At 62.9% G+C, this 23839-nt stretch carries 24 protein-coding genes and 2 pseudogenes; 16 read left to right on the top strand and 10 right to left on the bottom strand.

Annotated elements, in window-relative coordinates:
• A pseudogene (locus ACAX43_RS15770) lies at nt 1-144 on the top strand (IS481 family transposase); the annotation flags it as partial.
• 434 nt (nt 145-578) lie between these two features.
• Here ACAX43_RS15770 and ACAX43_RS15765 read toward each other — a convergent pair.
• A complete protein-coding gene (locus ACAX43_RS15765) occupies nt 579-830 on the bottom strand; it encodes a hypothetical protein (RefSeq protein ID WP_007178046.1) in 252 nt (83 codons plus the stop codon).
• A gap of 294 nt (nt 831-1124) precedes the next feature.
• Between ACAX43_RS15765 and ACAX43_RS15760 the strand changes: the two genes are divergently transcribed.
• A complete protein-coding gene (locus tag ACAX43_RS15760; protein ID WP_370709319.1) occupies nt 1125-1649 on the top strand; it encodes a DUF6496 domain-containing protein in 525 nt (174 codons plus the stop codon).
• Between the two features lie 150 nt (nt 1650-1799).
• On the opposite strand, the gene ACAX43_RS15755 is transcribed toward ACAX43_RS15760, so the two are convergent.
• Nucleotides 1800-3128 carry an aspartate aminotransferase family protein gene (locus ACAX43_RS15755; RefSeq protein WP_370709318.1) on the bottom strand — a complete coding sequence of 443 codons (1329 nt, stop codon included), beginning with the start codon at nt 3126-3128 and terminating at the stop codon, nt 1800-1802.
• Nucleotides 3129-3285: 157 nt separating this feature from the next.
• Between ACAX43_RS15755 and ACAX43_RS15750 the strand changes: the two genes are divergently transcribed.
• Nucleotides 3286-4701 carry a PLP-dependent aminotransferase family protein gene (locus ACAX43_RS15750; RefSeq protein WP_370709317.1) on the top strand — a complete coding sequence of 472 codons (1416 nt, stop codon included), beginning with the start codon at nt 3286-3288 and terminating at the stop codon, nt 4699-4701.
• A 6-nt stretch (nt 4702-4707) separates the two neighbouring features.
• On the opposite strand, the gene ACAX43_RS15745 is transcribed toward ACAX43_RS15750, so the two are convergent.
• Nucleotides 4708-5331: a LysE family translocator gene (locus ACAX43_RS15745; RefSeq protein WP_370709316.1), complete on the bottom strand. Its 624-nt coding sequence runs from the start codon at nt 5329-5331 to the stop codon at nt 4708-4710.
• A gap of 293 nt (nt 5332-5624) precedes the next feature.
• Here ACAX43_RS15745 and ACAX43_RS15740 point away from each other — a divergent pair, with 293 nt between their 5' ends.
• Nucleotides 5625-6341 carry a glutathione S-transferase family protein gene (locus tag ACAX43_RS15740; protein WP_370709315.1) on the top strand — a complete coding sequence of 239 codons (717 nt, stop codon included), beginning with the start codon at nt 5625-5627 and terminating at the stop codon, nt 6339-6341.
• 184 nt (nt 6342-6525) lie between these two features.
• Here ACAX43_RS15740 and ACAX43_RS15735 read toward each other — a convergent pair whose 3' ends face one another.
• The 4 genes from ACAX43_RS15735 to ACAX43_RS15720 all read right to left on the bottom strand — a co-directional run bounded on the left by ACAX43_RS15735 (nt 6526) and on the right by ACAX43_RS15720 (nt 11057).
• Nucleotides 6526-7113, bottom strand: a complete 588-nt coding sequence (locus tag ACAX43_RS15735) for a hypothetical protein (RefSeq protein ID WP_370709314.1) — start codon at nt 7111-7113, stop codon at nt 6526-6528.
• Nucleotides 7114-7135: 22 nt separating this feature from the next.
• Complete coding sequence (locus ACAX43_RS15730; RefSeq protein WP_370709313.1) at nt 7136-7936, bottom strand: hypothetical protein; 801 nt, start codon at nt 7934-7936, stop codon at nt 7136-7138.
• A 197-nt stretch (nt 7937-8133) separates the two neighbouring features.
• Entirely contained in the window at nt 8134-9477 is a 1344-nt protein-coding gene (locus tag ACAX43_RS15725; RefSeq protein ID WP_370709312.1) for a sigma-54-dependent transcriptional regulator, read from the bottom strand.
• Nucleotides 9462-11057 (bottom strand): ATP-binding protein, encoded by a 1596-nt coding sequence (locus ACAX43_RS15720; protein WP_370709311.1) that lies wholly within the window; start codon nt 11055-11057, stop codon nt 9462-9464. Before ACAX43_RS15720 ends, ACAX43_RS15725 begins: the two co-directional genes overlap by 16 nt.
• A 389-nt stretch (nt 11058-11446) precedes the next feature.
• Here ACAX43_RS15720 and ACAX43_RS15715 point away from each other — a divergent pair, with 389 nt between their 5' ends.
• Complete coding sequence (locus ACAX43_RS15715) at nt 11447-11878, top strand: response regulator (protein ID WP_370709310.1); 432 nt, start codon at nt 11447-11449, stop codon at nt 11876-11878.
• Complete coding sequence (locus ACAX43_RS15710) at nt 11871-12404, top strand: DUF2878 domain-containing protein (RefSeq protein ID WP_370709309.1); 534 nt, start codon at nt 11871-11873, stop codon at nt 12402-12404. The genes ACAX43_RS15715 and ACAX43_RS15710 overlap by 8 nt, the downstream gene beginning before the upstream one ends.
• A gap of 71 nt (nt 12405-12475) precedes the next feature.
• Here the strand turns inward: ACAX43_RS15710 and ACAX43_RS15705 are convergent, their stop codons facing one another.
• Nucleotides 12476-13246 (bottom strand): DUF4410 domain-containing protein, encoded by a 771-nt coding sequence (locus ACAX43_RS15705; RefSeq protein ID WP_370709308.1) that lies wholly within the window; start codon nt 13244-13246, stop codon nt 12476-12478.
• Nucleotides 13247-14163: 917 nt separating this feature from the next.
• Here ACAX43_RS15705 and ACAX43_RS15700 point away from each other — a divergent pair.
• Nucleotides 14164-14589, top strand: coding sequence for a phasin family protein (locus tag ACAX43_RS15700; protein ID WP_370709307.1), 426 nt, complete (start codon nt 14164-14166; stop codon nt 14587-14589).
• A 216-nt stretch (nt 14590-14805) separates the two neighbouring features.
• Here ACAX43_RS15700 and ACAX43_RS15695 read toward each other — a convergent pair whose 3' ends face one another.
• A complete protein-coding gene (locus ACAX43_RS15695; RefSeq protein WP_370709306.1) occupies nt 14806-15873 on the bottom strand; it encodes a putative zinc-binding metallopeptidase in 1068 nt (355 codons plus the stop codon).
• A gap of 290 nt (nt 15874-16163) precedes the next feature.
• Between ACAX43_RS15695 and ACAX43_RS15690 the strand changes: the two genes are divergently transcribed.
• The 9 genes and pseudogenes from ACAX43_RS15690 (at nt 16164) to ACAX43_RS15650 (ending at nt 22627) form a co-directional block, all read left to right on the top strand.
• On the top strand, nt 16164-16913 hold the full coding sequence (locus ACAX43_RS15690; protein ID WP_370709305.1) for an IclR family transcriptional regulator: 750 nt from the start codon (nt 16164-16166) through the stop codon (nt 16911-16913).
• Between the two features lie 63 nt (nt 16914-16976).
• The gene (locus ACAX43_RS15685; RefSeq protein WP_370709304.1) at nt 16977-17732 is read left to right on the top strand and encodes a transporter substrate-binding domain-containing protein; all 756 of its coding nucleotides are present in this window, start codon (nt 16977-16979) and stop codon (nt 17730-17732) included.
• 17 nt (nt 17733-17749) lie between these two features.
• Complete coding sequence (locus ACAX43_RS15680; RefSeq protein WP_370709303.1) at nt 17750-18418, top strand: amino acid ABC transporter permease; 669 nt, start codon at nt 17750-17752, stop codon at nt 18416-18418.
• Nucleotides 18415-19194, top strand: coding sequence for an amino acid ABC transporter ATP-binding protein (locus ACAX43_RS15675; RefSeq protein WP_370709302.1), 780 nt, complete (start codon nt 18415-18417; stop codon nt 19192-19194). Before ACAX43_RS15680 ends, ACAX43_RS15675 begins: the two co-directional genes overlap by 4 nt.
• Nucleotides 19191-20219 (top strand): formimidoylglutamase, encoded by a 1029-nt coding sequence (hutG, locus tag ACAX43_RS15670; protein ID WP_370709301.1) that lies wholly within the window; start codon nt 19191-19193, stop codon nt 20217-20219. Before ACAX43_RS15675 ends, hutG begins: the two co-directional genes overlap by 4 nt.
• Nucleotides 20220-20325: 106 nt before the next feature.
• Nucleotides 20326-20584, top strand: a pseudogene (locus ACAX43_RS15665) (nucleoside transporter C-terminal domain-containing protein); the annotation flags it as partial.
• Between the two features lie 15 nt (nt 20585-20599).
• On the top strand, nt 20600-20989 hold the full coding sequence (locus ACAX43_RS15660; RefSeq protein ID WP_370709300.1) for a cytidine deaminase: 390 nt from the start codon (nt 20600-20602) through the stop codon (nt 20987-20989).
• Between the two features lie 338 nt (nt 20990-21327).
• Nucleotides 21328-22263: a 2-dehydropantoate 2-reductase gene (panE, locus tag ACAX43_RS15655; protein ID WP_370709299.1), complete on the top strand. Its 936-nt coding sequence runs from the start codon at nt 21328-21330 to the stop codon at nt 22261-22263.
• A gap of 64 nt (nt 22264-22327) precedes the next feature.
• Complete coding sequence (locus tag ACAX43_RS15650; RefSeq protein ID WP_370709298.1) at nt 22328-22627, top strand: hypothetical protein; 300 nt, start codon at nt 22328-22330, stop codon at nt 22625-22627.
• Between the two features lie 129 nt (nt 22628-22756).
• On the opposite strand, the gene ACAX43_RS15645 is transcribed toward ACAX43_RS15650, so the two are convergent.
• Nucleotides 22757-23803 (bottom strand): ABC transporter substrate-binding protein, encoded by a 1047-nt coding sequence (locus ACAX43_RS15645; RefSeq protein ID WP_370709297.1) that lies wholly within the window; start codon nt 23801-23803, stop codon nt 22757-22759.
• Nucleotides 23804-23839: the final 36 nt, after the last annotated feature.

The following is a 23839-nucleotide window of genomic DNA, read 5'->3' as shown; positions in this document are numbered from 1 at the left end:
GCTCTGCAGACCGATTTGGACGGCTGGCTTGACCAGTACAACAATGAGCGCGAACATCAGGGGCGATGGTGCTACGGCAAGACGCCTATGCGTACCTTCCTCGATTCACTCGAACTCGCCAGGGAGAAACTGATCCCTCACTGAACCGACTTTGTTACTTCGCTTTCCGACTACCTGTCAGATCAAGTCCAGGCTAATACAGCTGACGACTCCTTTGTCACTTGCAGTTGACGGTACGGGGGCCCGGATTCCACGGGGCCACTGGCCCCTCCAAGCCAGGAGAGCCGCTTAGTATTAGCGGTTTGAGCCGCTTTCTTGGCCTACTTTCTTTGCGGCGGCAAAGAAAGTAGGTGCCGCCCCGCACAGGGGCAACGCTAATAGACCACTAACAAATCAAGAAAAGGCTCAGTAAGTGCCGCCCCGCACAGGGGCAACGCCAATAGACTACTAACAAATCAAGAAAAGGCTCAGTAAGTGCCGCCCCGCACAGTGGCAACGCCAATAGACCACAAACAAATCAAGAAAAGCCGCAAAAGCCAGAACCACAGACAGACAAGCGCCCCGCAGGCAAAAACCCGCTACTCCTCCGCGTCATGCTCAATAACAAACCGCTTCAAATAAGCCAGCACAGCGGCTTCCACAGCTCGATGATCCGCAGTGCTCTTAGACCCGGCATTCTCCTCATCGCCAAACAACGTGGACGGCGCGTTATGCACATCCACTTCCTGGCCTTCGCGAAACACGCGAATCTCGTGAACGTCTTCGGCGTATTCGGCGATCCAGTGCACGCCTTCAATATGCGCGCCTGCGCGAACGGTCGGTATCTTCATGAACGTCTCCCGTCGGGTCAGACCACGGCGCCAACCCTTGCTATTACCATACGCCGTCCCGGTGGCCGGCGCGAGCCTTGTCCGGCAATTTCCTGAAATTTCACCGCACCGAAACCAGCTTCGCTGAAGTCTCTCCGCGCCGCGGCCGGCGTCCTCGCAATCGCTCCCGCGCCGGGCCAAAAACATAAACATCCCCGTCAGACGGCTTCTCCAGGCACACCCGCACTCGCCGCGAACCGCCCCGGCACACGCGTTGCTGCATGACATAAGCCAAGAGCCAACCGGAGGACTGTCATGCCCGAACAGAAAACCATCAAACGCGCCCAAGCCGACAAACGTGCCGGTAAGGCATCGAGCACCCAAGCCGGAGAATTCGTCAAGGACGAGGTCGATAAGGTGCGCGCCGGCAAGCACGGCGTCAGATCGGCGAAGCAGGCGATTGCAATCGGCTTGTCGGAAGCGCGCCGCGCGGGCGTTGCCGTGAAGTCGCCGAAGAAGGGCGCGACGAGCGAGGCGACGCGAAAGAATGCGGAGAAGGACACCGCTGCCGGCCAGCACAAGAGCACGGCAAAGAAGAGTGCGAGCAGCGAGTCGACAGCCAAGCGCTCACGTGCGGCAACCAATGCGTTGAAACGTGAAGGTAGCGCTGGTGCATCGAAAAAGGCCTTGTCGAAGCAGACCAGGTCGGCGGCAGCCAAACGTCCGGCGGCCAGCCGTTCCGCAGCAGCGAAGAAGGCCGCCGCGACGAAGGGTGCCGCAGGCCGTTCGGCCGCAGCGAAGAAGGCTGCGCATACGAGGGCTTCGCGCACACATCACTGACGCTAGCGCCTGAGAAGGCGACGTACATGATCGAAGCGCGACGCACGCTTCGATCGCGCCACGCGCGAAAGGGGCGGCGGCGCTGCCGTCCCTTTCGCTCCAGTGCCAATGCGGCGCGCCCCCCTTGCACGCCGCACCTCTGCAGCCCTTTTACTGCACCGTCGCGAGCACGTCGCCCACAGTCTTGAAGATGTGCGCGATCTGCTCTTCATTGATGATGAGCGGCGGCGAGAACGCGAGGATGTCGCCGGTAAAGCGCACCAGCACGCCGGCCTCGAAGCACTTCACGAACGCTTCATAAGCACGCGCGCCCGGCGCGCCGTCGCGCGGCTCGAGCTCGACGCCCGCGATCATGCCGAGGTTGCGAACGTCCTTCACATGCTTCGTACCGCGCAGCGAATGAGCGGCGGCTTCAAACGTCGGCGCGAGCGAGGCAGCGCGCTCGAACAGGCCTTCGCGGTGATACAGGTCGAGCGTCGCAACCGTAGCTGCGGCCGCTACCGGGTGGGCCGAATACGTGTAGCCGTGGAACAGCTCGATTGCACCCTGTGCGCCGTTGTTGACGATCGTGTCGTGGATCGTGCGGCTCGCGGCCACCGCGCCCATCGGGACCGCGGCGTTGTTGATCGCCTTGGCCATCGTGATCAGGTCCGGCGTCACGCCGAAGTATTCGCTCGCCGTCGCCTTGCCGACGCGGCCGAAACCAGTAATCACTTCGTCGAAAATCAGCAGGATGCCGTGCTTCGTGCAGATCTCGCGCAGCTTCTGCAGATAGCCTTGCGGCGGAATCAGCACGCCCGTCGAGCCGGCCACCGGTTCGACGATCACGGCGGCAATCGTGGATGCATCGTGCAGCGTGACGATGCGCTCGAGTTCGTCGGCGAGATGCGCGCCCCATGCGGGCTGGCCTTTCGAAAACGCGTTGTGCTCGAGGTTATGCGTGTGCGGCAGATGGTCGACCGCCGGCAGCAGCGCGCCCGAGAACGTCTTGCGATTCGGTGCGATACCGCCGACCGAAATGCCGCCGAAGCCCACGCCGTGATAGCCACGCTCGCGGCCGATCAGACGCGTGCGCTGGCCTTCGCCGCGCGAGCGGTGGTACGCCAGTGCGATTTTCAGGGCGGTGTCGACCGATTCCGAGCCGGAGTTCGTGAAGAAGATCCGGTCCAGGCCGTTCGGCATCAGTTCAGCGACTTTCGTAGCCGCTTCGAATGCCAACGGGTGGCCCATCTGGAAGGTCGGTGCGAAATCGAGCGTCGACAGTTGCTGGCTGATCGCGGCGACGATTTCGTCGCGGCCGTGACCGGCGTTCACGCACCAGAGACCCGCGCAGCCGTCGAGCACTTCACGCCCGTCCGTGGTGCGGTAGTACATACCCTTGGCCGATTCCAGCAGGCGCGGCGCGGCCTTGAACTGGCGGTTGGCGGTGAAGGGCATCCAGAAAGACGACAGGTCGTCGATGACGGGGCGCGAAGTCATGGTTTTCTCCTCGAAGTGGTCCCCCAAGGGGACTTCCTTCGGGGCGTAGCCAAAACTGTAGCGTCCGCGGTTTAATGGCGGCATAAACAGTTGCTGTAGTGTGTCGCTAACTGTATTGGTGAAATTGCGATAACTGTGTCGCCTCTCCGTCCTGACCATGATCGAATTACAACTTGAGCGTGACCGACGCGCCGCTCCCACGCTCGTCGAACAGGTCGTGCAAGGCTTTGCGCACGCCATCGAGGCGCAGTCGCTGCGCGCCGGCGCGCTGCTGCCGTCGGTGCGGGCGCTGGCGCAAAGCCACGAACTGAGTACCTTCACCGTCACGGAGGCGTACAACCGTCTTGTTTCGATGGGCCTCGTGGTGGCGCGGCGCGGTTCCGGTTATCGCGTGGCGCCGCGCTCGCAGTCCGTGCGGGTTGCCCCGACCGACTGGCAGCCGCCGAGCCTGACCGCGACGTGGCTGCTGTCCGACGTGTTCGCGGACCATTCGGTGCCGATCAAGGCGGGCGGCGGCTGGCTGCCGAACGAATGGATCAACGAAACCGGCTTGCAGCATGCGCTGCGCGCGATGAGCCGGGTGCCGGCGGCGCGGCTCGGCGACTACGGGCATCCGTACGGTTTCGCGCCGCTGCGCGAGCGGATCGCCGAGCAACTCGACCGGCGCGGCCTGGCGGTCGACGTCTCCAACGTGCTGCTTACGCAGGGCGCGACGCAAGGGCTGGATCTGATCGTCCGCACGCTGCTGCGCGCGGGCGACGCCGTGATCGTCGAAGATCCCGGTTATTGCAATCTGCTGCAGATTCTCAAGCTGGCGGGGCTGGTGGTGCATGGTGTGCCGCGCACGCCGGCCGGCCTCGATACCGACGTGCTCGAAGCGCTGGTTGCGCAACACAAGCCGAAGGCGATTTTCGTCAACACCACGCTGCAGAATCCGACCGGGGCGACCTTTGGCATGTCGGCGGCGTTCCGTCTGTTGCAGATCGCGGAGCGTCAGCGTATGTGGGTGATCGAAGACGATGTCAGCCGCGAGCTGGCGCCGCCCGGCGCGCCTTTGTTTGCCGCCATGGAAGGCTTGCAGCGCGTGCTCTACGTGGGCGGTTTTTCGAAGACGGTGACGCCGGGGCTGCGCTGCGGCTATGTGGTCGCCGAGCGCGCGGTGCTGCGCGAACTGGCGCGCACGAAGATGGCGGTGGGGTTGACCTCGTCGGAAGCGATCGAGCGGATCGTCGACAAGGTGTTGCTTGAAGGGCGCTATGCGCGCCATGTCGAAGCCGTGAACGAGCGGCTCAAGCTCGCGCATGCGACCGTCGAAGAGCGGCTCGACTCGCTCGGTCTCGAACTGTTTCACCGGCCACGTGCCGGCCTGTTCTTGTGGGCGCGCCTGCCGATCGAAGCGGAACGCGCAGTTGAAGTGGCGACCGCGGCGCTCACGCACGGCATCTGGCTCGCGCCCGGCTCCTACTTCCGTCCCGACGACGCCCCCAGCGCGTGGTTTCGTTTCAACGCGCCGTACTCGACCGACGACGCGCTGTGGCGCTTCATCGAGCGAGTCGGGCAGGGGGCGATATAGCCGTGCTCAAGCGGCGTGGCGGAGCAGCTCCAGCGCGATCGGATACAGCGAGAGCACCAGCAGCAGCGCCATCGCCACATTGAAGAGGCGCAATCGCTTCGGGTCCGACAGCACGCGCCGCATCGCGGTGCCGAAGCCGGCCCACAGGCAGATGCACGGAAAACCGATCACGTAGAAGATCAGCGCCATGGCGATGGCATTCGCGCTGGTGCTCGCGCTGAGGTGGATCGTCGTGGCGGCGGTCAGCACCATCATCCACGCTTTCGGATTGACCCACTGGAAGGCGATGGCTTCATGGAACTTCATGGGCCGGCGATCGCCTTTCTTGACCTTCAATTCACCCGACGTGCCGATTTTCCACGCCAGATACAGCAGGTACGCGACGCTTGCGACTTCGAGCACCGTGTACAGCACGGGGAAATGCACGAAGGCTTCGCCGAGGCCAATCCCGACCGACAGCATCAACAGCACGACCCCGGCGCTAATGCCGGAAAGATGCGGCAGCGTGCGGCGAAAGCCGAAGTTGACCCCCGAGGCCAGCAGCATGGTGTTGTTCGGACCGGGCGTGATGGAGGTGACGAGCGCGAACAGAATGCCGGCGGGCAGCGCGCTGAGGCTGAGGTAAGACATGGGGGCTCCAGTGTCGGTCGATGGGACGTTGAAGCATTCTAGCGACACCTGCCGGTACAGTACCTATACGGTTTGTGGGATGGTGTCCGGTACGGGTGGGCTTGGGAGACTCGCCCACGCCTCTAGTCGCGTTGCAGCATCGTTCCGGGCAACCTCGCCAGCGTCGGCTCAGACAACATTTTTTTCGCCTGCATCCGGAAGCGATGAAATCGGTGTGACACTGTCACGGGCGAGGCGCTATTGAAGCTTCTCGAATCGAATCACCGACTCCGCGGAAAGCGGAGCCCTCATCGTTGCACGTTCATCGGATCTCCCCCATACCTGCTTGTCCGGGTCTTCAACCGGGTGCAAGGCAGGCATGGGCTGCACTTTCTCTAACTAACTCCAAAGCCCAATTCATGATCGAAGTCCACCACCTCAACGAATCCCGTTCGCGCCGCATTACCTGGTTGCTGGAAGAACTCAACCTCGACTACAAGCTTGTTCAATATCAGCGGAATCCGGATACCCGTCTTGCGCCGCCGGAACTGACGGCGGTCCATCCGCTTGGCAAGGCTCCCGTGATTCGCGACGGTGACCGGGTAATTTTCGAGTCGGGCGCGATCGTCGATTATCTGATTCGCCGCCATGGCAACGGGCGCTTGTGCCCGGCCTATGGAACCGATGAGTACGACCGTTACGCCCAGTTTCTGCACTATGCGGAAGGCTCCGCCATGCTGCCGCTTATGCTGAAGGTGTACACGGCCCGTCTTGGCGACGGTGCTGCCGCATTGCAACCGAGAATCCAAAGTGAGTTACAGAATCACCTGGGTTTTCTGAATCAGGAATTGACCGGTCGCGAATACTTCGTCGGCGATGAATTGACGGGGGCCGATATTCAGCTCTCGTTCGTCGCCCAGTTGTGCCTGAAGTTTTGCGGACGCGACGCCTTCCCGAATATCACTTCGTTCGTCGATCGCATCGAGGCGCGCCCTGCTTACCAGCGCGCGATGGAAAAGGGCGGCGCGTAAGAGGCTTGACTGTGCTGCATGAGGCACAGGTTCTGACGTTCATGCTGTGGCGCACGGGGCCCTTGCGGTCCGGCGCGGCTGAGATGGCATTCGCTCGCCGGGAAACTCATCACGAGCGTGTGCCCTTTCGGCCCGTTCTCCTTGCGTTCAGGTCCCGGCGGTCCGGCCGCCGGGATCCACGCGTTTACGCCTCCAACCCGGCTTCCCCATCAACCAGTTCGGCGATGTCGTGGACATCCACCGTGCAGCCGAATTTGTTTCTCACACCCGGCCCCCATGCCTGCACATGCACGCCTGGCGTCAGATACTCGACGAGTTCGGCGGCGGCATGCGGCGGCATGCGCAGCGACGTGCCGTCCTCAAGCAACGCACCGCGCAATTCGCCTTTCGGCCCATAAAGCGGCAGCACGACTTCGCCTTGCACGTCCATCGGCTCGCCGTCGTGTTCATGTCCATGCCCGTGTTCGTGCTTCGGACCCTGCTCGTGATGCTGCGGGCCTTCGTCGACGATCTCGACGCCCTGTCTGGTCATGAGCGAGACGGCCGCGACCATGTCCACGCCACGCGGTTTCACACCGCGTACGCGCACCGTGTCGCCTGCCGCGAGGTGCCGTGCGACCTGTTTGCCCAGATGCGGCGGGAAATGAATCTGCTGCTGCGTGCCGTCGGCGTGCTGGAGAATGAAGCCGTCGGCGTCGCCGTGCGGATTGAGCAGGAACAACACGACTTTGCCGCGCGTTTCAGGCAGACAGGCGGGATCGATCCAATGCATGGTAGAGCTCCTTGTTCGTGGGTTACTTTGGCAGGTTGTCGTAAAGAACGGTGAGATTGCCGGGTGTGCCGAATGCGGTTGCCTGCAGCGACTCGCCGTAGCGATTGCGCGTGCCGTAGCCTTGTGCCGCGATCGTTGTGCCCGGCTGCAACAGGCTCGCGAATTGCGCGGCGGCCGGGGGCGTCAGCTTGATGACGGTGCCGTCGGTGAGTAGCACGCCGTCGGGTTCGCCGCGCGGTGCGCTCGTCACGCGAAGCACGCGGCCCGCAGCGGTGAGTTTGACGAGCCCGACACCGGCGAGCGATTTCGGCAGACGCTGGACGTCGGCAGGCGGCGGTTGATCGACGATGCGGCGGCCGTTCTTCACGTCGGCGATCTGGCTCGCCCGCAGGCTTCCGCCTGGCTGCGCGAAGCCGTTCACATTGACGGTATCGCCCGGCGCAAGCGTGGCGGCGACCTGGGCGCCGATATGCGGCGGGAACCGCACGAGTGTGTTGTCGGCCAGCAGCAGTCCGTCGACGTCGCCTTCGGGGTTGATCAGAAAGCGTCGGACCACGCCGCTGACGGTAGTGGGGACACCGCCGCCGCGCGGGCCGCGGGCCATCGGCCGTGGAGGCCGCGTCGGCGCGCCGCCTTGCGGCGACTGTGCCATCGGACCACCGGCGCTCGGCGGAGGCGGCGGCATGGCACCGCCGGCTTGCGGCGGCGGCGGGGGCATCAAGCCGCCCTCCGGCGGAGACGCGGGCTGCGCCGCGCAGGCAGCGGTTGCTGCGATCATGGCGAGCGCAGACGCTGCGCGCACGATCGGGTTGAAACGATTCATCGCTGAACTCCCTTCGACTGCAATGTCGTGCAGGAGTCTTTGCAAGCGTTATGCCATGCCGCAAAGCCCGGTCGCATAAGGCTCTGCGTAGCGCCAGCGGGTTGCCGATGTCTCCTTGCTGGACGATGAGTGTCCGTTGCATGGACATCGGGCGGCCCTCAACCTGGCTTGCATGCGTCGGTCGCCCGGTGGGATCGTCAGCCGAGCTTGTACGCGGCCATCTTCGTATAGAGCGACTGGCGACTGATGCCGAGGCGGCGCGCCGCTTCGGCGCGATTGCCCACGGTCTGCTGCAACGCGCGTTCGATCGCCTGGGGCAGCGGCAGATCGAGCAGCGCAGTGGGAATCTCGCCGGTCGAAGCGCGCGGCGCAGTCAGAAAAACCAGGTCGTCTGCGGTCACGAGCGGGCCGCGCGCGAGTGCCGCGACACGCTCCATCGCGTTCTTCAACTCGCGCACGTTGCCGGGCCACGCATAGGCGAGGAGCCGCCGCCCGGCGTCGCTGCTCAGGTTCCGGGCAGGTCCCCCGATATGAGCGGCGGCAGCAAGAAAATGCATGGCGAGCGTAAGGATGTCGTCGGGACGATCGCGCAATGGCGGCAAGTGGATCGGGATCACGTTGAGCCGGTAGAACAGGTCTTCGCGGAAGGTGCGCGCCACCACTTCCGCCGCGAGGTCGCGGTGTGTCGCGGCCACGAGGCGCACGTCGATCGGCACGTCCGCGTTGCTGCCGACCGGTGTAAGCGCGCGCTCCTGAATGACGCGTAGCAGCTTGGCCTGCATCGGCAACGGCAGATCGCCGATTTCGTCGAGGAACAGCGTACCGCCGTTTGCATCGACGATGCGTCCAGGACGTTGCGCTACCGCGCCGGTGAACGCTCCCTTCGCATGGCCGAATAGTTCGCTCTCCAGAAGTTCGGCGGGAATCGCCGCGCAATTGATTGCCACGAACGGCGCATGCCGCCGCCGCGACGCATCGTGCAGCACGCGAGCGGCCACTTCCTTGCCAGTGCCGGTTTCGCCCGTGATCAGCACGGTCGAATCGGTGGCGGCGGCGCGGCCGATCTGCTTTTGCGCGTCGCGCAGCGCCTCGCTGTTGCCCAACAGGCGAGGGGTGTCGGCGTCGACGGATGCTTCGTTCGACGCAGGCAGCGGCGGACGCGATGCGCCGCGATTCGAAGCTTCGATCCTGGCGAGCAAGGACGCGATCGCGTCGCGCCCGACCGGCTTGGTCAGGTGCTCGAAAGCGCCGAGGCGCATCGCGTGGATGGTGTTGTCGCTGGTGGCGAAAGCGGTCAGCACGACGACCGGCAGCGCCTTGCGCGCCGGCATCGCGCGCAATCGTTCAAGCACCTCGATGCCGCTCAAGTCCGGCATCCTGAAGTCGAGGAACATGCAATCGATGCGCGTGCCGCCGGCCAGCAAAGCGAGCGCGTCGTGGCCGTTGCTCGCTTGCGCGATCGCATGGCCGAGGTCGCCTAACGTCTCGGCAAGGCTTTCGCGGAAGGCATCGTCGTCGTCGACAATCAGGATGTGTGCCATGGGATCTCGATCACAAACCATGCACCGCGCTCGCGCGCTTCATAAAAGGCACGCCCGCCATGGGCAGCGGCGATTTCCCGCACCACGGCGAGACCGAGCCCCGAACCGGACGCGTGGCCGGTCACGAACGGCTCGAAAATATGCTCGCGTTCGGCGCTTGCCACGCCCGGGCCGTCATCGGCGACGTCGATGCGCAGCGTCGCCGCCGGGTGCGCCGCGCGCAGCGTCACGTGACCGCCCGATGGTGTGTGCCGCAGGGCGTTGAGGAGCAGATTGTCGATCGCGCGCGCCAGTTGGTCGGCGTCGAAAGAGGCTTGCTCGGGAAGCCCGTCGGCGACATCGAGTTCCAATGCGATAAGGGCTCGCACCGCTGCATCGCTATGCCATTCAATGCGTTCGGCAAGCCATTCGCGCAACGCGACCGGACGAGCATCGATGCGCACGGGCTGGGTCAACGCGAGTAGTCCTGAGAGTTGTGTTTCCACACGCTGAATCTGCTCGAGGATCGCGCCGAGCGCGCGCCGCTTGCGTTCCTCGTCGCCGTTCAACGCATTCTCCGCCTTGAGCCGCATCGCGCCGATCGGGTTGCGGATTTCATGCGCCATTTGCGCGGAAAAGCGGCCGATCGCCGCGAAGCGTTCCGCCGCTGCGAGTTGCGTATGCAGTTCGCCGGCTTGCTGCTGCAGCGACGTGGCGCGCGCGCCGTACGCGTTGACCGCGCCCACGATCTTGTCGAGGTCCGGCTCGCCGGTCGGGACGATTGGCGTGAATGCCTCGGCGGGTTGGCTGAGGCCGGCTTCGATGCGTGCCAGGTTCGCCCGCCAGCGACGCAGCAGGATGCCGAGCGCGATCGCAATGCCGACGATCGCCGCGAGCAGCACCGCCAGCGCCGTGACGAGCGCTTTGCCGGAAGGACCGAGCGGCGGACGCACGCGCGAGAGCGTCCACGCGAACAGGCCCGCGCGGTGCGGCACTGGACACGCCGTGACGATCACGGCGTCCTGCTGATTTTCGACGAATTCGGACGCCGCCGCGTGCGTCGTAGACGCAGCACGCAGCGTGCGCAGGATAAGTGGCGTTTCGGCTTCGGGGATATCGCGTTTGATGCCGCTGCCCTGGTAGGTCGGAAACGCGTAGGCGTCGAACGAGCCGGGCGGCGTGCCCACGGGCCGCCAGAATCCGCCTTCGACGCCGTCCATCTGCGCCAGCACGATGTCGAGGATGGCGTGCATCAGATCGGTGTTCGGCGCGGCGAGTGCGGTAGGAGAGGGCGTCACCGGCGGTGCCGCTTGCGGGTGGGGTTGCGCATCAGGCTGCGGATTCGGTGTTGAATTCAGCGTTGGATTCGGCTGCGGATTCGGCTGTGACTCCGGCGCGCGGTCGATCGACAAGTCGTAGCGCGAGCCGATCGTCTCGCAACCGGCGAGTCCCTGCTGGCGCGCGAGCCCGATCTGCCGCCCGAGATTGGCTTGCGCCATGAACCAGACGAGGCCGATCAGCAGCGCGCACATGACCGCGACCAGCAGCCAGAAGACCACGAGCTGACTGGCGAACGATAAGCGTCGGGGAGCTGCGGACATGGAGGCGGCGGGAAGGATCGGAGCTAAAGGGTAGCAAAATCCCGGCCCGCCGAAGCATGGCTCGCATAAACGGCCCAGCGGCATCGAGCCGGCACGATGTCGGCCAGGCGGACAACCGCTGTCCACGAACTCGACACCTGCTCCCGCCGCGGCGGGCGGCGCGGCCCCGCCCGGTGCGGCAAGCGCTAATGGCATAGCCATTGCGTAAAGCTGGCCGTCGCCCCGGTACTTTTCGCTTGCGAGGTCATGATGGTTGAGCCGATTTGCCCAAGCTGTTTGCGATGCATCACGCGTGATGACGCCGCATGCCTCCGGTTCCATGACGCACTTCTGACGATCGTGGTACAAGGCTTGCTGAACGCTAACGTTTTAATTGCAAGCTACCACTCATGTCCCGACCATCCTCTACTTACAAAAGGTGGAGCGCCCGGGAGGTCCGGGTTTTGCACGAAGTGCCGCGCGTCCTCGTCGTCGACGACAACGCCGGCGCGGCGGAGGCGCTCGCCATCTATCTCTCGTACGAAGGCGTGGAAGCTCGCACTGCCAACGGCTGCAGCGAGGCGCTGCGCTGCGTGAAGGATTGGGTGCCGGACGTCGTGGTGCTCGACATCATGATGCCGGAGCGCGACGGCTACGAAACCGCCAGCGCGTTGCGCAGCTATCTGCCCACGCAAAGCCTGGGCATCGTCGCGTTCACGTCGCTCGATGAGGATCACGTGAAAGACACCGGCAAAGCGCGTCACAATTTCGACGGCTATTGTCAAAAGGGCACGGCCCCGACCGCGCTGCTCGCGCTCATGCGCAAACTCTGGCATGAATAGAACCCGAGCCGGCCTTTACTTTGTCGTCTGCCAGGCCGGCTGGTTCGTCTGCGTGCTGAGCGCCGCGCGTGGGGCGGGGTGGCTCGGCATGCTGTTCGCGGCCTGCGCCGTTGCGTGGCATCTGGCGCGAGTCGCCGAACCGCTGCGCGAAGCGCGGCTGCTCGTGGTGACGGTGTGGGTCGGCATGATGTGGGAGAGCTTGCTGGTTTATTCAGGATTGCTTTCCTATCCGAGCGGTACCTTCGTCGAAGGTCTCGCGCCGTACTGGTTGAGTGCGCTGTGGGCGCTCTTCGCGATCCAGTTCAACACGGTATTCGCGTGGCTGCGCGCGCGAACCTTGCTGGCCGCGTTGCTCGGCGCGATTGCCGGGCCGATGTCGTTTCGCGCCGGTGCGGCGCTCGGCGCGGTACGTTTTAACAAGCCTGTCGCAGCGTGGATCGTTCTGGCGCTCGGCTGGGCCGTGCTGCTGCCTGCGCTATTACGGCTGGCGCAACGCTGGGACGGCGTGCGCTATTCGAAGACGTAAACAGCGCGCGGCAGTGGGCTTGGTTGGAGCACCCCTGCCGCACGCTATTTCCAGTTCAAACCTGTGAGTGGTTATCCCCTGGTGTGTTCGGTCGAGAGCCAGCCTCCGCTTACGCCGATCTGCGCCACCTGTTTTGCCACCGCATCGGCCAGTCGCTTCGCGTCCGCCGAAACGCCGGCTTGCTTCGTCTCGGAGACGGCGTGCAAGCCGCCGCCCACTGCTGCTGAGGTGGCGATGCTTCCGGCTGCCGCGCCCACACCCGCGGTTTCCACCATGCCGGGTGCGTTGCCGCTGTCGCCGGTGGCATTGAAACTTTGCACCAGCCGCGCTGTGCCGCCCGCCGGCTTGTAAAGAATCTGTACGGCGCTGCTCACCTCGCTCTTGCCTGCGCCGAGGCCAATCAGCACACGGCGGCGACGATTACCCGAATCGATCGCGTCGAAGCTGCCTTGCACGAGCAAGACGTTCTGGTCGGCGGGTGCGGGGATGTCCGAGCGAATCGCACGCAGACCCATCGATTGCAATTGATGCACGATTTCGTTGGCCACCGCCTCGCGCACTTCGATCGCGTCGGCGGATTGCTGTTTCGCAGCGGACGAGCCGTCGATGTGCGATTTCAATTTCTTCAGCATGCCGCCGTTGTCCAGCTTTACTTGGTCCGGATTGCTGTCGAAGGTGTAGACATAAATATTGTCCGGGCGCACATGGGGCTGGGCGCCAGTTTGGCTCGCGTCGTTAATGCTGCCGCTGGCGCAGCCGGTCAGGAGCGCACTGCAGCAAACGATTGCGATGCATACAAAACGAGCGACATTCTTTTTGAGGAAACTAACTGAAGTCAACATGTTCATCCTGTGGTCGGCACGCGGGTGCCGTCATGTTCGAGCGTATCTTCCGATGATTGGGCAACCGTAGGATCGTTAATCATCGGGATCGCATTCGCGCTTGAAGCACCCTTGATCTCATGCGTCTTTTTCGTACGCACCGGCAGCGAAACGAAGTATGGGTAAGGTCCTTTCCAAACTCCATTCAGCAATTATTTCGCGCTATGTCATGGCGAAATCGCGGCGCTGCGTTCGCTGGCGCGAATACGGCGCATATCGAGCGCTAAGGCAGTGGGGATGCAGAGACGGCGCGCGGTGTGCGGTCGGGAGATGGCGCGCGAAGTGCCATGAAAAAAGGCATTAGTTCAAGGCGAGCTTGACGATGCAGCAAAGAACAAAGACGAGCAGCGCGGCGGCGACTGCCATATTCAGCGGATAGCGCATTGTTCACCAGGCTCTAGCGTTGCGGTGCCTTTATCCTAATCCCCTGACGGAAGAAGAAAAGTGGGCACTGACCTGGCTGTGTGCGAAAGCTAACGCAGCGCGTCGAACGGGAGCGCTGCCTGTTGGCGGGAGCGCTTCCAGGCGGGCAGGGTCGGACGAATTGTCGCGTCCCGCTCTACGGGTTGGAATTACCGGCGCGCTCAAAGTGAACGAACGGGCGTGTGGGCAGAAGAAACCAAGAATGTGTGCCGCGCCGTACCACGACGAGCGCGCTATCGGTCTCGAATACACCGCACGGGAAGGTGAAAGCCCGCTGGCGCAATGTGGCCGGATGGCGCATGATTGAACCAATGTGCCGTCCGACCCCAGAACCCGTAAGGCTCTGCGGAACGCGCGGCGCACGCGACGCCACGGGTGCACACAGCGGAGAAGCGGAGAAGCACACCGCGGCGATGCACCGTCGGCGAGTATTCAAACGTTAAGGAGGATTTCGCATGGACCGACCTGACGCCGCCAATCCGTTTGGCGATTTCACCAAAATGCTCGAACAGTTCAAGCTTCCCGGCTTCGACGTACCCGCCATCATGGAAGCGCGACGCAAGGACGTGGAAGCACTGGTTCAGGCGAATCAGACTGCCTTCCAGGGCATGCAGTCGCTCGCGCAGAAACAGACCGAGATGCTGCGTACCACGCTGAGTGAATTGCAGTCGCTCACGGGGCAGTTGTCGGCCGGCGGCGCTGCCCCCTCGGCCAAAACCGCCGAACTGATTCAGCAAAGTTTGCATAAGTCGCTCGCCGATATGCAGCAGTTGGCGCAAGCCGCCTATCAGACGCAGGCTGAGTCGTATGCGGTGATCGCAAAACGCGTAGAAGAAAATGTGCAGGAGCTCAAATCGCTCTTGCAGCAGCAGAAAAAGTAACCGGCGCTGCCGCGTCGAATCGCTCGATTCGAAGACCGCGCGGCTCGCCGAAGTGGTAAATGAAGTGGCAAATGAAGTAGCGAATGCCGCGGACGACAATCACGTTATCCGCGGCATTTTTTTGCGGTTCGAAACACGCTCGACACGTGATTCTCTCTTCACACAAGTGTAGCGCTGCCGCGCGCGCCGCTTCGGCGGCGTTGCCGTTTCGCGCGGTTACGTTCTGTCGCCAGCCGCCGCAATCACCTGATGCACGAAGCGCAGCTTGTCCACCACCGGCGAGGCCAGCGTAAACGGATAACCATCGGGCATGCCGAGACTTCGGTTCAGGCTGTTCAACGCATACGTGAGCGGAAACCACCGCTTCATCAGATTTTCGAAGCTCGCGTCTTCCACCGGCGTGCGGTCGGTCAGCGTCGGCTCGCTCGGGTCGTCCGGTAACAACGCGACGCCGTACGAGGCCGAGGTATCCAGCACGTCGACGATCAGCATGTAGTGCGCCCACGTCTCGGCCCAATCTTCCCACGGATGCATCGTGGCATACGCACTGGTAAAGGACGCCTGCCAGTCTGCCTGCGCGCCGTCGCGATAGTAGGCCGTCAACGCCTCGCCGTAGTCGGCGCGCTCGTCACCGAACAGCTTGCGGTAGGACTCGAGCCAACGCGGGTTGTTCGCCACCAGCTGACTGAAGTAGTAATGGCCCGTCTCGTGGCGGAAGTGGCCGAGCAGGGTGCGGTAGGGCTCGCCCATCGCGGCGCGCACGCTTTCGCGGTAGGCGTCGTCTGCTTCGGCGATGTTCAGCGTGATGAGGCCGTTGTCGTGGCCGGTCATGACACGCGAACCATCGCCGACGTCCTCGAGAAATTCGAATGCCAACCCGTGTTGGGGATCGGCCTGGCGCGACGGAACGTCGAGGCCGAGCGCGGCCAGCGTGTACAAAAGGCGCCGCTTCGCCATCTCCAGCCGGTACCAGTAGAGCCGGTTGTCCGGTGCGCTCAGATTCGGAATCGTGAGTGTGAGTTGACAGGCGCGGCACAGCGCGTCGGGCGACTCGGCAGGGATCATCCAGTTGCAGACATTTTCAATGGCGTAGTTGTGGCACTGCCGGAACAGCGCGCCCTCGGCACGCGGATGCAGACTGCGCCAGCGTCCTTCCCCGGCGGCTTCGAAAGCGCTGATTTCGGCCAGTTCAGGTACATACCCAAGCAATGCCTCGCACCGTTCGCAACGAACGTTTTCATAGAACACAAGATGCGAGCAGCGATTGCAGTGAAAGGTTTTCATTGATCGAGCCTTTATCGAGCCATCCGCGGAACCGTTTCCGTTCGAGTATGCACCCGGCCTCGCGTCGGAACGCGCGCCGTACCGCATCGAGCGCGCGATGACGCCGCGCTTCGCCGAGTTCGGTGACGAATTCGCTTCACCCGCCCCCGCCGTACACCGCGGCGTGCTCTTTTTTTCCCCACTTCGGGGAAAACCCTCTCCCATCATTCCCATTCACCGGGAATCATATTTTTGAAATCCGAGAACGTTCTGGCATTCTGATTCCGTTATTCATTGCGGGTAGTTTCATCGTGAACGCGGAACAGGGTGTGACAGGTGCTGAACGGGTGTTGTTGGTGCTGGCGGCACTCGCCAGTCATGGCAAGGCCATGTCGGTCAAGGACCTGCTCGTCGTTACCGGTCTCGCGCAAAGCACGCTGTACCGGCAGATCGCATTACTCAAACGCTGGGGTTTCGTCGCGGAAAACGCGGGACACTACGCGCCTGGTCCGATCAGCTTGCAGCTCGCGCTCGGCTTCGATGTGAACTCGCTGCTGGTTGAAGCGAGCCGCGCCGAAATGCAACACCTGGCGCGTGCGTCGCAGGAAAGCATCGGCCTCGTAGTCGCGGTTAAAAATCAGGTGATGTGCCTGGAAATGGTGGAAAGCCAGCACTCGTTGCGCTGCTCGTTCGAAAAAGGCCGCGCAATGCCGCTGAAAGCGGGCGCTTCGGCGAAATCGCTGTTGGCGTTCATGGCCGACAAGGCGCGCGCCGAAGTACTCGATAGCGTGTTCGACAACGACCCCGCCGGCCGTGCCGCGATCGAAACCGAACTCGAACAGATTCGAGCCCAGGGCTACGCCGTCAGCGACAGTGAAGTCGACCCAGGGGTGTGGGGCGTGAGCGCCCCGATATTTCATCGCAGTGGACGCGGCGCGGGCAGCAGCGCGTCGATCACGTTGATGGCGCCGTCCACGCGCGCCATCGGCCGCGAAAACCAATTCATCGACGGGACGCTACGTACGGCCCGCGCCATTTCCGAGCATATGCAAACCGATTGATCCGGCGAGGCACTTAAAGCCGGATTAAATACGGATACCACACGATCTAAAAGGAGTCTCGCCATGAAACTGAAACGACTGTTGTCCCTCGCATGTGTCACGTTTGCGGTCACGTTTGCCGGGTTTTCGGGCACCGCCTCGGCGCAAACGTCTGACGTGCTGAACGTTGCCACAGACGCGACTTTCCCGCCGATGGAATTCACCGAGAACGGCGCGCGTACCGGCTTCGACGTCGACATGGTCAATGCGCTCGCTAAAGCAATGGGCAAGCGTGTGCAATGGACCGACATCGACTTCAAAGGACTGATTCCGGGCCTCATCGCGCATCGCTTCGACGCGGCGATCTCCGCGATCTACATCACCGATGAGCGCGCGAAAGTAGTCGACTTCACCGATTCGTACTACGCGGGCGGCCTCGTCGCGCTGGTGAAAAGCGATTCGCCGGTCAAATCGATAGCTGATCTGAACGGCAAGAAAGTCTCGGTCCAGGTGGGCACGAAATCGGTCAACTTCCTGCGCGACAATTTCCCGCAGATCAACCGTGTCGAAGTCGAGAAGAATCAGGAAATGTTCGACCTGGTGGGGATCGGCCGCGCCGACGCCGCCGTGACCGGCAAGCCGGCCGCGTATCAATTGGTGAAGACGCGGGGCGGTTTCCGCGTGCTCGACAAGCCGCTGTCGACCGAAGCCTACGGCATCGCCGTGCGCAAGGACGAACCGCAGTTGAAGACCGCCTTCAACACGGCGCTGGCGAAGATCAAGGCTGATGGCACGTATGCGGCGATCGTCCACAAGTGGTTCGGCGCCACCGCGCAATAACCGTCTGAGCAGAAATAATGGAACTCGATTTTTCACCGGTGATTGCCGGTTTTCCGGACATCATGCATGGCGCATTGGTGACGGTCGAAGTGACCGCCGCCTCGCTCGGGCTGAGCTGCCTGCTGGGCCTGTTGATCGGCATCGGCCGGCTCACGCCGCAGCGGCGCATCGTGTACGGGTTGTGCACTGCGTATTTGACGTTCTTCCGCGGCACGCCGTTGCTCGTGCAACTATTCCTGCTGTTCTTCGGGTTGCCGCAATTCGGCATTCTATTGCCGGCTTTCGTGTGCGGAATGCTGGGGCTCGGCTTGTATTCGGCGGCGTATGTGTCGGAGGTCGTGCGCGGGGCGATTCAGTCGGTGGATCGAGGGCAGATGGAGGCGGCGCGTTCCATCGGCATGTCGTCGGGGCAGGCCATGCGCGCAATCATCCTGCCGCAGGCAATCGTGCGAATGATTCCGCCGCTTGGCAACGAGTTCATCGCATTGATCAAGAACTCGGCGCTGGTGTCGTTGCTGACGATCGACGATCTGATGCATGAAGGCCAGAAGATCATCAGCGTGTCGTACCGTTCGCTCGAAGTGTATCTGGCGATCGCGCTGGTGTATCTGGTATTGACGCAGGTGACCAATTACGCGCTGCATCGTGTGGAGCGTCGCTTGCGTGCAGGGGGGATGGTGCAATGAATACCGTAGCCAACAAAGCGGACGAATCGATCGTCAGCATTCGCGGGCTGAAAAAATCGTTCGGCTCGCATACGGTGCTTAACGGCATCGACTTTGATATTCAACCGCAGCAGGTCGTGGTGGTGATCGGGCCGAGCGGCTCGGGTAAGAGTACGTTCTTGCGTTGCTGCAACGGGCTTGAACAGGCTGAAGCCGGTACGATCGATATCTGCGGGCATCGGCTGGTCGATCAGGGGGCGATGCTCAAGGAGCATTCGCTGAATGCGCTGCGCACCGAAGTAGGCATGGTGTTTCAGTCGTTCAATCTGTTTCCGCATCTGTCGGTGCTGCATAACATCACGGTCGGTCCGCGGATGTTGCGTGGCGCCAGCAAGGCGGAAGCCGAAGCGGCGGCGCTCGCGTTGCTGGAAAAAGTCGGCCTCGGGCACAAGGCGCATGTGATGCCGGCGAGCTTGTCGGGCGGTCAGAAGCAGCGCGTTGCGATTGCACGTGCATTGGCGATGCAACCGCGTGTGATGCTGTTCGACGAGCCGACTTCCGCGCTCGATCCCGAACTGGTCGGCGAGGTGCTGCAGGTGATGAAGCTGCTCGCGAGCGAAGGCATGACGATGGTGGTCGTCACGCACGAGATGGGTTTCGCGAAGGAAGTCGCCGACGTGGTGGTGGTGATGGACGGCGGCGTGATCGTCGAGGCGGGGCCGCCCGCGGAGATTTTCTCGGCACCGTCGCAGCCGCGCACGCGCGCTTTTCTGCAGGCCGTGTTGTCGCGCGCATGAGAGTTCCATTCGATGACACGGTATGGGCCGGGCGTTCCGACGATGGTGAACCCGGCGATACGCGGCGTGTTTTCAACCAGGTGGTGGCGTTTAGCGGCACGGTGCAGCATGAGGATGTTTTTCGTGGCGCGCCGTGCAGTGAAAGCGATGCGCCGGTGCTCGTCGGCTTCGGTTCCGACGAAGGCGTGCGGCGCAATCAGGGGCGCACTGGCGCGGCTCACGCGCCGAAGGAACTGCGTCGCGCGCTGGCGGGCTTGCCGGCGAAGACGTCGATGGCGACGCTCGCCGATGCGGGCGATGTGGTATGCGACGACGGCGACCTCGAAAGCGCCCAGGCGGAACTCGCGAATGTAGTGAGCGACGTGCTTGCGAGCGGCGGCCGGCCGTTGGTGTTTGGCGGCGGCCACGAGGTTGCGTGGGGAACGTATGGCGGCTTTCGCTTGCATCAGGATCGCGTGGCTGGGGCAGCGTGCATAGGTGCCGGAGCCGCGGCCACGTCGGCCACTTCAGCGGCGACGCGCAATCTGTTGATCGTCAACTTCGACGCTCACTTCGATCTGCGTCAGAAGCGACCCGCTAATTCGGGTACGCCGTTCGATCAGATCGCGAACGACTGCGTCGAACGCGGTGTGCCGTTCAACTACGCCTGCTTCGGCATCAGCGATCTGAGCAACACCGCTTCGCTGTTCGCGCATGCAGAGCGACTCGGCGTGCGCTACGTGCTCGACATCGACATGCAGGAGCCGCAATTGCCGCAGCGTCTGGATGATCTCCAGCAGTTGCTGGATTCAGCGGATGACATCTATCTGACCATCGACCTCGACGTGCTCCCAGCCGCTACTGCGCCGGGTGTATCGGCGCCTGCCGCGTTGGGCGTGCCCTTGTCGGTAGTCGAAGCGATGGTGCAGCGCGTGCGTGCGTCGGGCAAGCTGCGCGTGGCGGATATCGCGGAGTACAACCCGTCGCTCGATCAGGACAAGCGCACGGCGCGGGCGGCGGCGCGACTGGCGTATCGGTTGCTTTAGCGCATCGCACTGCACCGCACCGCGCAGGTGGCAAAACAAAACGGCTCACCGGATTACTCTGGCGGGCCGTTCTTCATTTCCACTGCGGCAGCACTGGGTCGCCGCGAGCGCGAGCGTGAGCGCGGCCGGCCCGCAGGCGCTCGATCCGCGTACCATTGCGATTCTGTCGTTGCGTTGTGCGGCCTCGCGAACTTTGCTTCGATCAGCGGTGCTGACGGGCGGCTTTAGTGCCGTCGCGCCGGAACGCCGTGCCGCCGGAACGCCGCGCCGAAGTCGCGCGCCACGGTCTGCGTGTCGTGTTCGCCACGAGGCTCTCGAACCTGATGAGTGCCACGATTGCAGGCATATTCCTAACGCCGGATTGAATCGAGGATCGTTGCATGAACATGGAACAACTGCTGGAACGCGCGGGTGTCGCGCGAGAAAAGGCCTATGCGCCTTATTCGAAATTCAAGGTCGGCGCCGCGCTGCTGACCAGGGATGGCGTCGTATTCGACGGCTGCAACGTCGAGAATGCCTCGTACGGACTGTGCAATTGCGCTGAACGTACAGCGTTTTTCAGCGCCATCGCCGCAGGGTATCAGCGCGACCAGTTCGCCGCGCTCGCCGTGATCGGCGATACGGACGGACCGATCGCACCGTGCGGCGCGTGCCGTCAGGTGATCATCGAACTGGGCGGCCCGGCGTTGCCGATCCGCCTCGGCAATCTGCATGGTGTCACGCACGACACCACCGCACGTGAACAATTGCCGGACGCGTTTTATCGATGAGTAAGCACAAGGTGGTCTACGACCCCGATCCCGGTGTGGACGACGCGGCACCATGTGCGGCACGCTGTAGGCTGATTTGCAAGGCGTGCGCCGCTTGAGCATTCTTATAGGCAGCCCATGATGGAAGGGGCGGCTGGCGGCGCGGCGATTGATCTGACGTAAAAAACAAGGCGGAAAAGGGCGGTCGCAGTGCACTGCAGCAAATCGGCCCCGCATTTGTGGCCGATGCGCATCGTCAATCTTTGCTACATTTCTGCACACACGCACTGCGTACGCGCCGTTGAGGCCTTTGCTCATCGGCGTGGCGCGCGTGACCTAAATCTATCAAGAGGCCAAAGATGCGAATTCTAGTAGTAGGGGCGGGCGCCGTAGGCGGCTACTTCGGCGGACGTCTCGCAGCGGCGGGCCAGGACGTGACCTTCCTGGTGCGCCCCGGCCGTGCGGAAAAGCTCAAGCGTGACGGTCTCGTCATCAACAGTGCCCGCGGCGATCTCACGTTGCGCGACGTCAAAACGATTCTCGCCGGCGTCGGCGCGGAGCCGTTCGACCTGGTTCTGCTGAGCTGCAAAGCCTACAGTCTCGACGACGCGATCGACTCGTTCGCACCGCTGGTCGGCGAGTCGACGCTGATTTTGCCGATGCTCAACGGCATGCGCCATATCGACGTGCTGAAGGAGAAGTTCGGTGCGTCGCGCGTATTGGGCGGCCAATGCATGATCGCGGCGACGCTCAGCCCGGAGCAGCACATCGTGCATCTGAACGAAGTGCAGGCGATCACCTTCGGCGAACTGGAAGGCGGCACGTCGGAGCGCGTCCAGGCGATCGCGGACGCGATGGCCGATGCGAATTTCGACGCGCTGGTCAGCGACAACATCCTGCTGCGCATGTGGGAAAAGTGGGTGTTTCTGGCCGCCCTGGCGGCCGGCACATGCTTGATGCGCGGTTCGGTCGGCGATATTCTGGCCGCGCCGGACGGCAAGCGCATTATCGAAAACCTGCTCGGCGAGTGCCGCGGGGTGGCCGAGCACAACGGCTTTACGATGGGGCTGGACTTCGACGCCCGCGCCACCCAAACGCTCTTTACGCCTTCGCCGCTCACGGCTTCGATGCTGCGCGACGTCGAAAACCACTCGCATACCGAGGCGGATCACATTCTTGGCGATCTGATCTCACGCGGCGGTGATGCGCAGAAGGGCGAGCACGGGTTGTCGCTGCTGCGTATCGCCTACAGTCATCTGAAGACGTATGAAGCGAGGCAGACCCGTACGTCCTGAATGAGCAGACCCGAATGTCCGGGCATGGGGATGGCCGCAGCAGTCTAAAGATCGGAGGTGAAGCATGCCGAGTCCAATCGGATCGGTGCCCGCGCTCAGTGCCGCCTCGGCGACCATCTTCTCGATCGGCATCGTCTTTCTCGGCTACTGGGGCTTGTACGAGCCGACCAAATGGCGATTCGCCGACATCATGGTCTTCGTGTTCGCGATGATCGGCTTCGGCTGCCTCGGTCTCGTGCCGTGGATGGCGACGAGCCCGGTCGAGCCGGAAACCAGCGACGCCCGCATCCGTATCGCGCGGCACATGTTCCTTGCGGGGGTCGTGGCGATCTGGCTCGGGGTGTCGATTTCGGTGATTTTCTGACGCGCTGTGCAAATGGAAACGAAAACGCGCGCCTTGCAGGTGCAGCTGACAAGGCGCGCGCATCATTGATGCAGCGAAGTGCGGCGCTCGTGCCATGTGCCGGCGTGCCGGCACATGCGTCAGCGCTGCTTAACGCTCGATCTGCCGATTCCAGCGCGTATCCCACTGCGCGCGATGCTCATTGATCGTGTCCCAATCCACCACGGTCACCTTCTTCACCAGATCGTCGACGTTGCCGAGGCTTTGCTGCATCGGCGGCGTCATCTTCGCGAGACGGTTGGTTGGAATCTGCTTGCCGGCCTCGGCGGCTTTGGTCTGAGCCGGCGCGGAGAGCAGGAACTGCGCGAGTTTCTGCGCCATTTGCGGATCGGGGCTGTTGTTGACCACGCACAGATCGACCAGCAGCAACACCGGACCTTCCTTCGGATTCACATAGCCAACGGGAATGCCCTTGTCCTGCAGATCGCCCACGCCGGTCGGGGTCAATGGGAACAGGCCCGCTTCGCCGGTCTGGACCATTTCGGAAATCTTCGCCGAGTTCGGCACGTACTCCACCACGTTCGGGCCGACCGTGGTAGCCCATTTCGTGAAGCCCGGTTCGACGTTCTTCTCGCTGCCGCCCATCAAACGGTTGATCGCCAGAAAGCCGTGCAGACCGAAGGTGCTGCTCGACGCGGACTGGAACACCACCTTGCCCTTGTACTTCGGATCGGCAAAGTCCATCCACGAAGTCGGCGGCGCCCAGCCTTTTTCAGCGAACAGTTTCTTGTTGTACGCAATGCCGGTCATGCCGAGTTGCACGCCCGCGCCCATGTCGTCCTTCATGCGGGCGAACGGATAGAGCTCTTTGAGCACCGGCGCATCGTCGAGCTTCTTGCACACGCCCATGCTGACCGCGCGCGCCATCACGCCGTCGTCGAGAAACACCACGTGAATTTGCGGGCTGGCTTTGTTGGCGAGCAGCTTGGCGAGAATATCCGACGAAGTGCCGGGCACCACGACGACTTTCACGTTGTTGGCTTTCTCGAAGTCCGGTAGCACCTGGCTCGTATAGGCCTTTTCCATCGGACCGCCGTTCATGCCGATGTAGATCGTCTTGGTCTCCGACCATGCCGGCGCGGCCGCGCCGAATGCGCACAATGCGGCCAACGCCGCGATCGTCCTGAACAGTTTCATTGATAGGCTCCTGAGTTTTTCAAAATGATGATTAAG

The organism is Paraburkholderia sp. IW21, assembly GCF_041321145.1.
Classification (GTDB): domain Bacteria; phylum Pseudomonadota; class Gammaproteobacteria; order Burkholderiales; family Burkholderiaceae; genus Paraburkholderia.
This window is presented reverse-complemented; position numbering and strand designations above follow the sequence as displayed.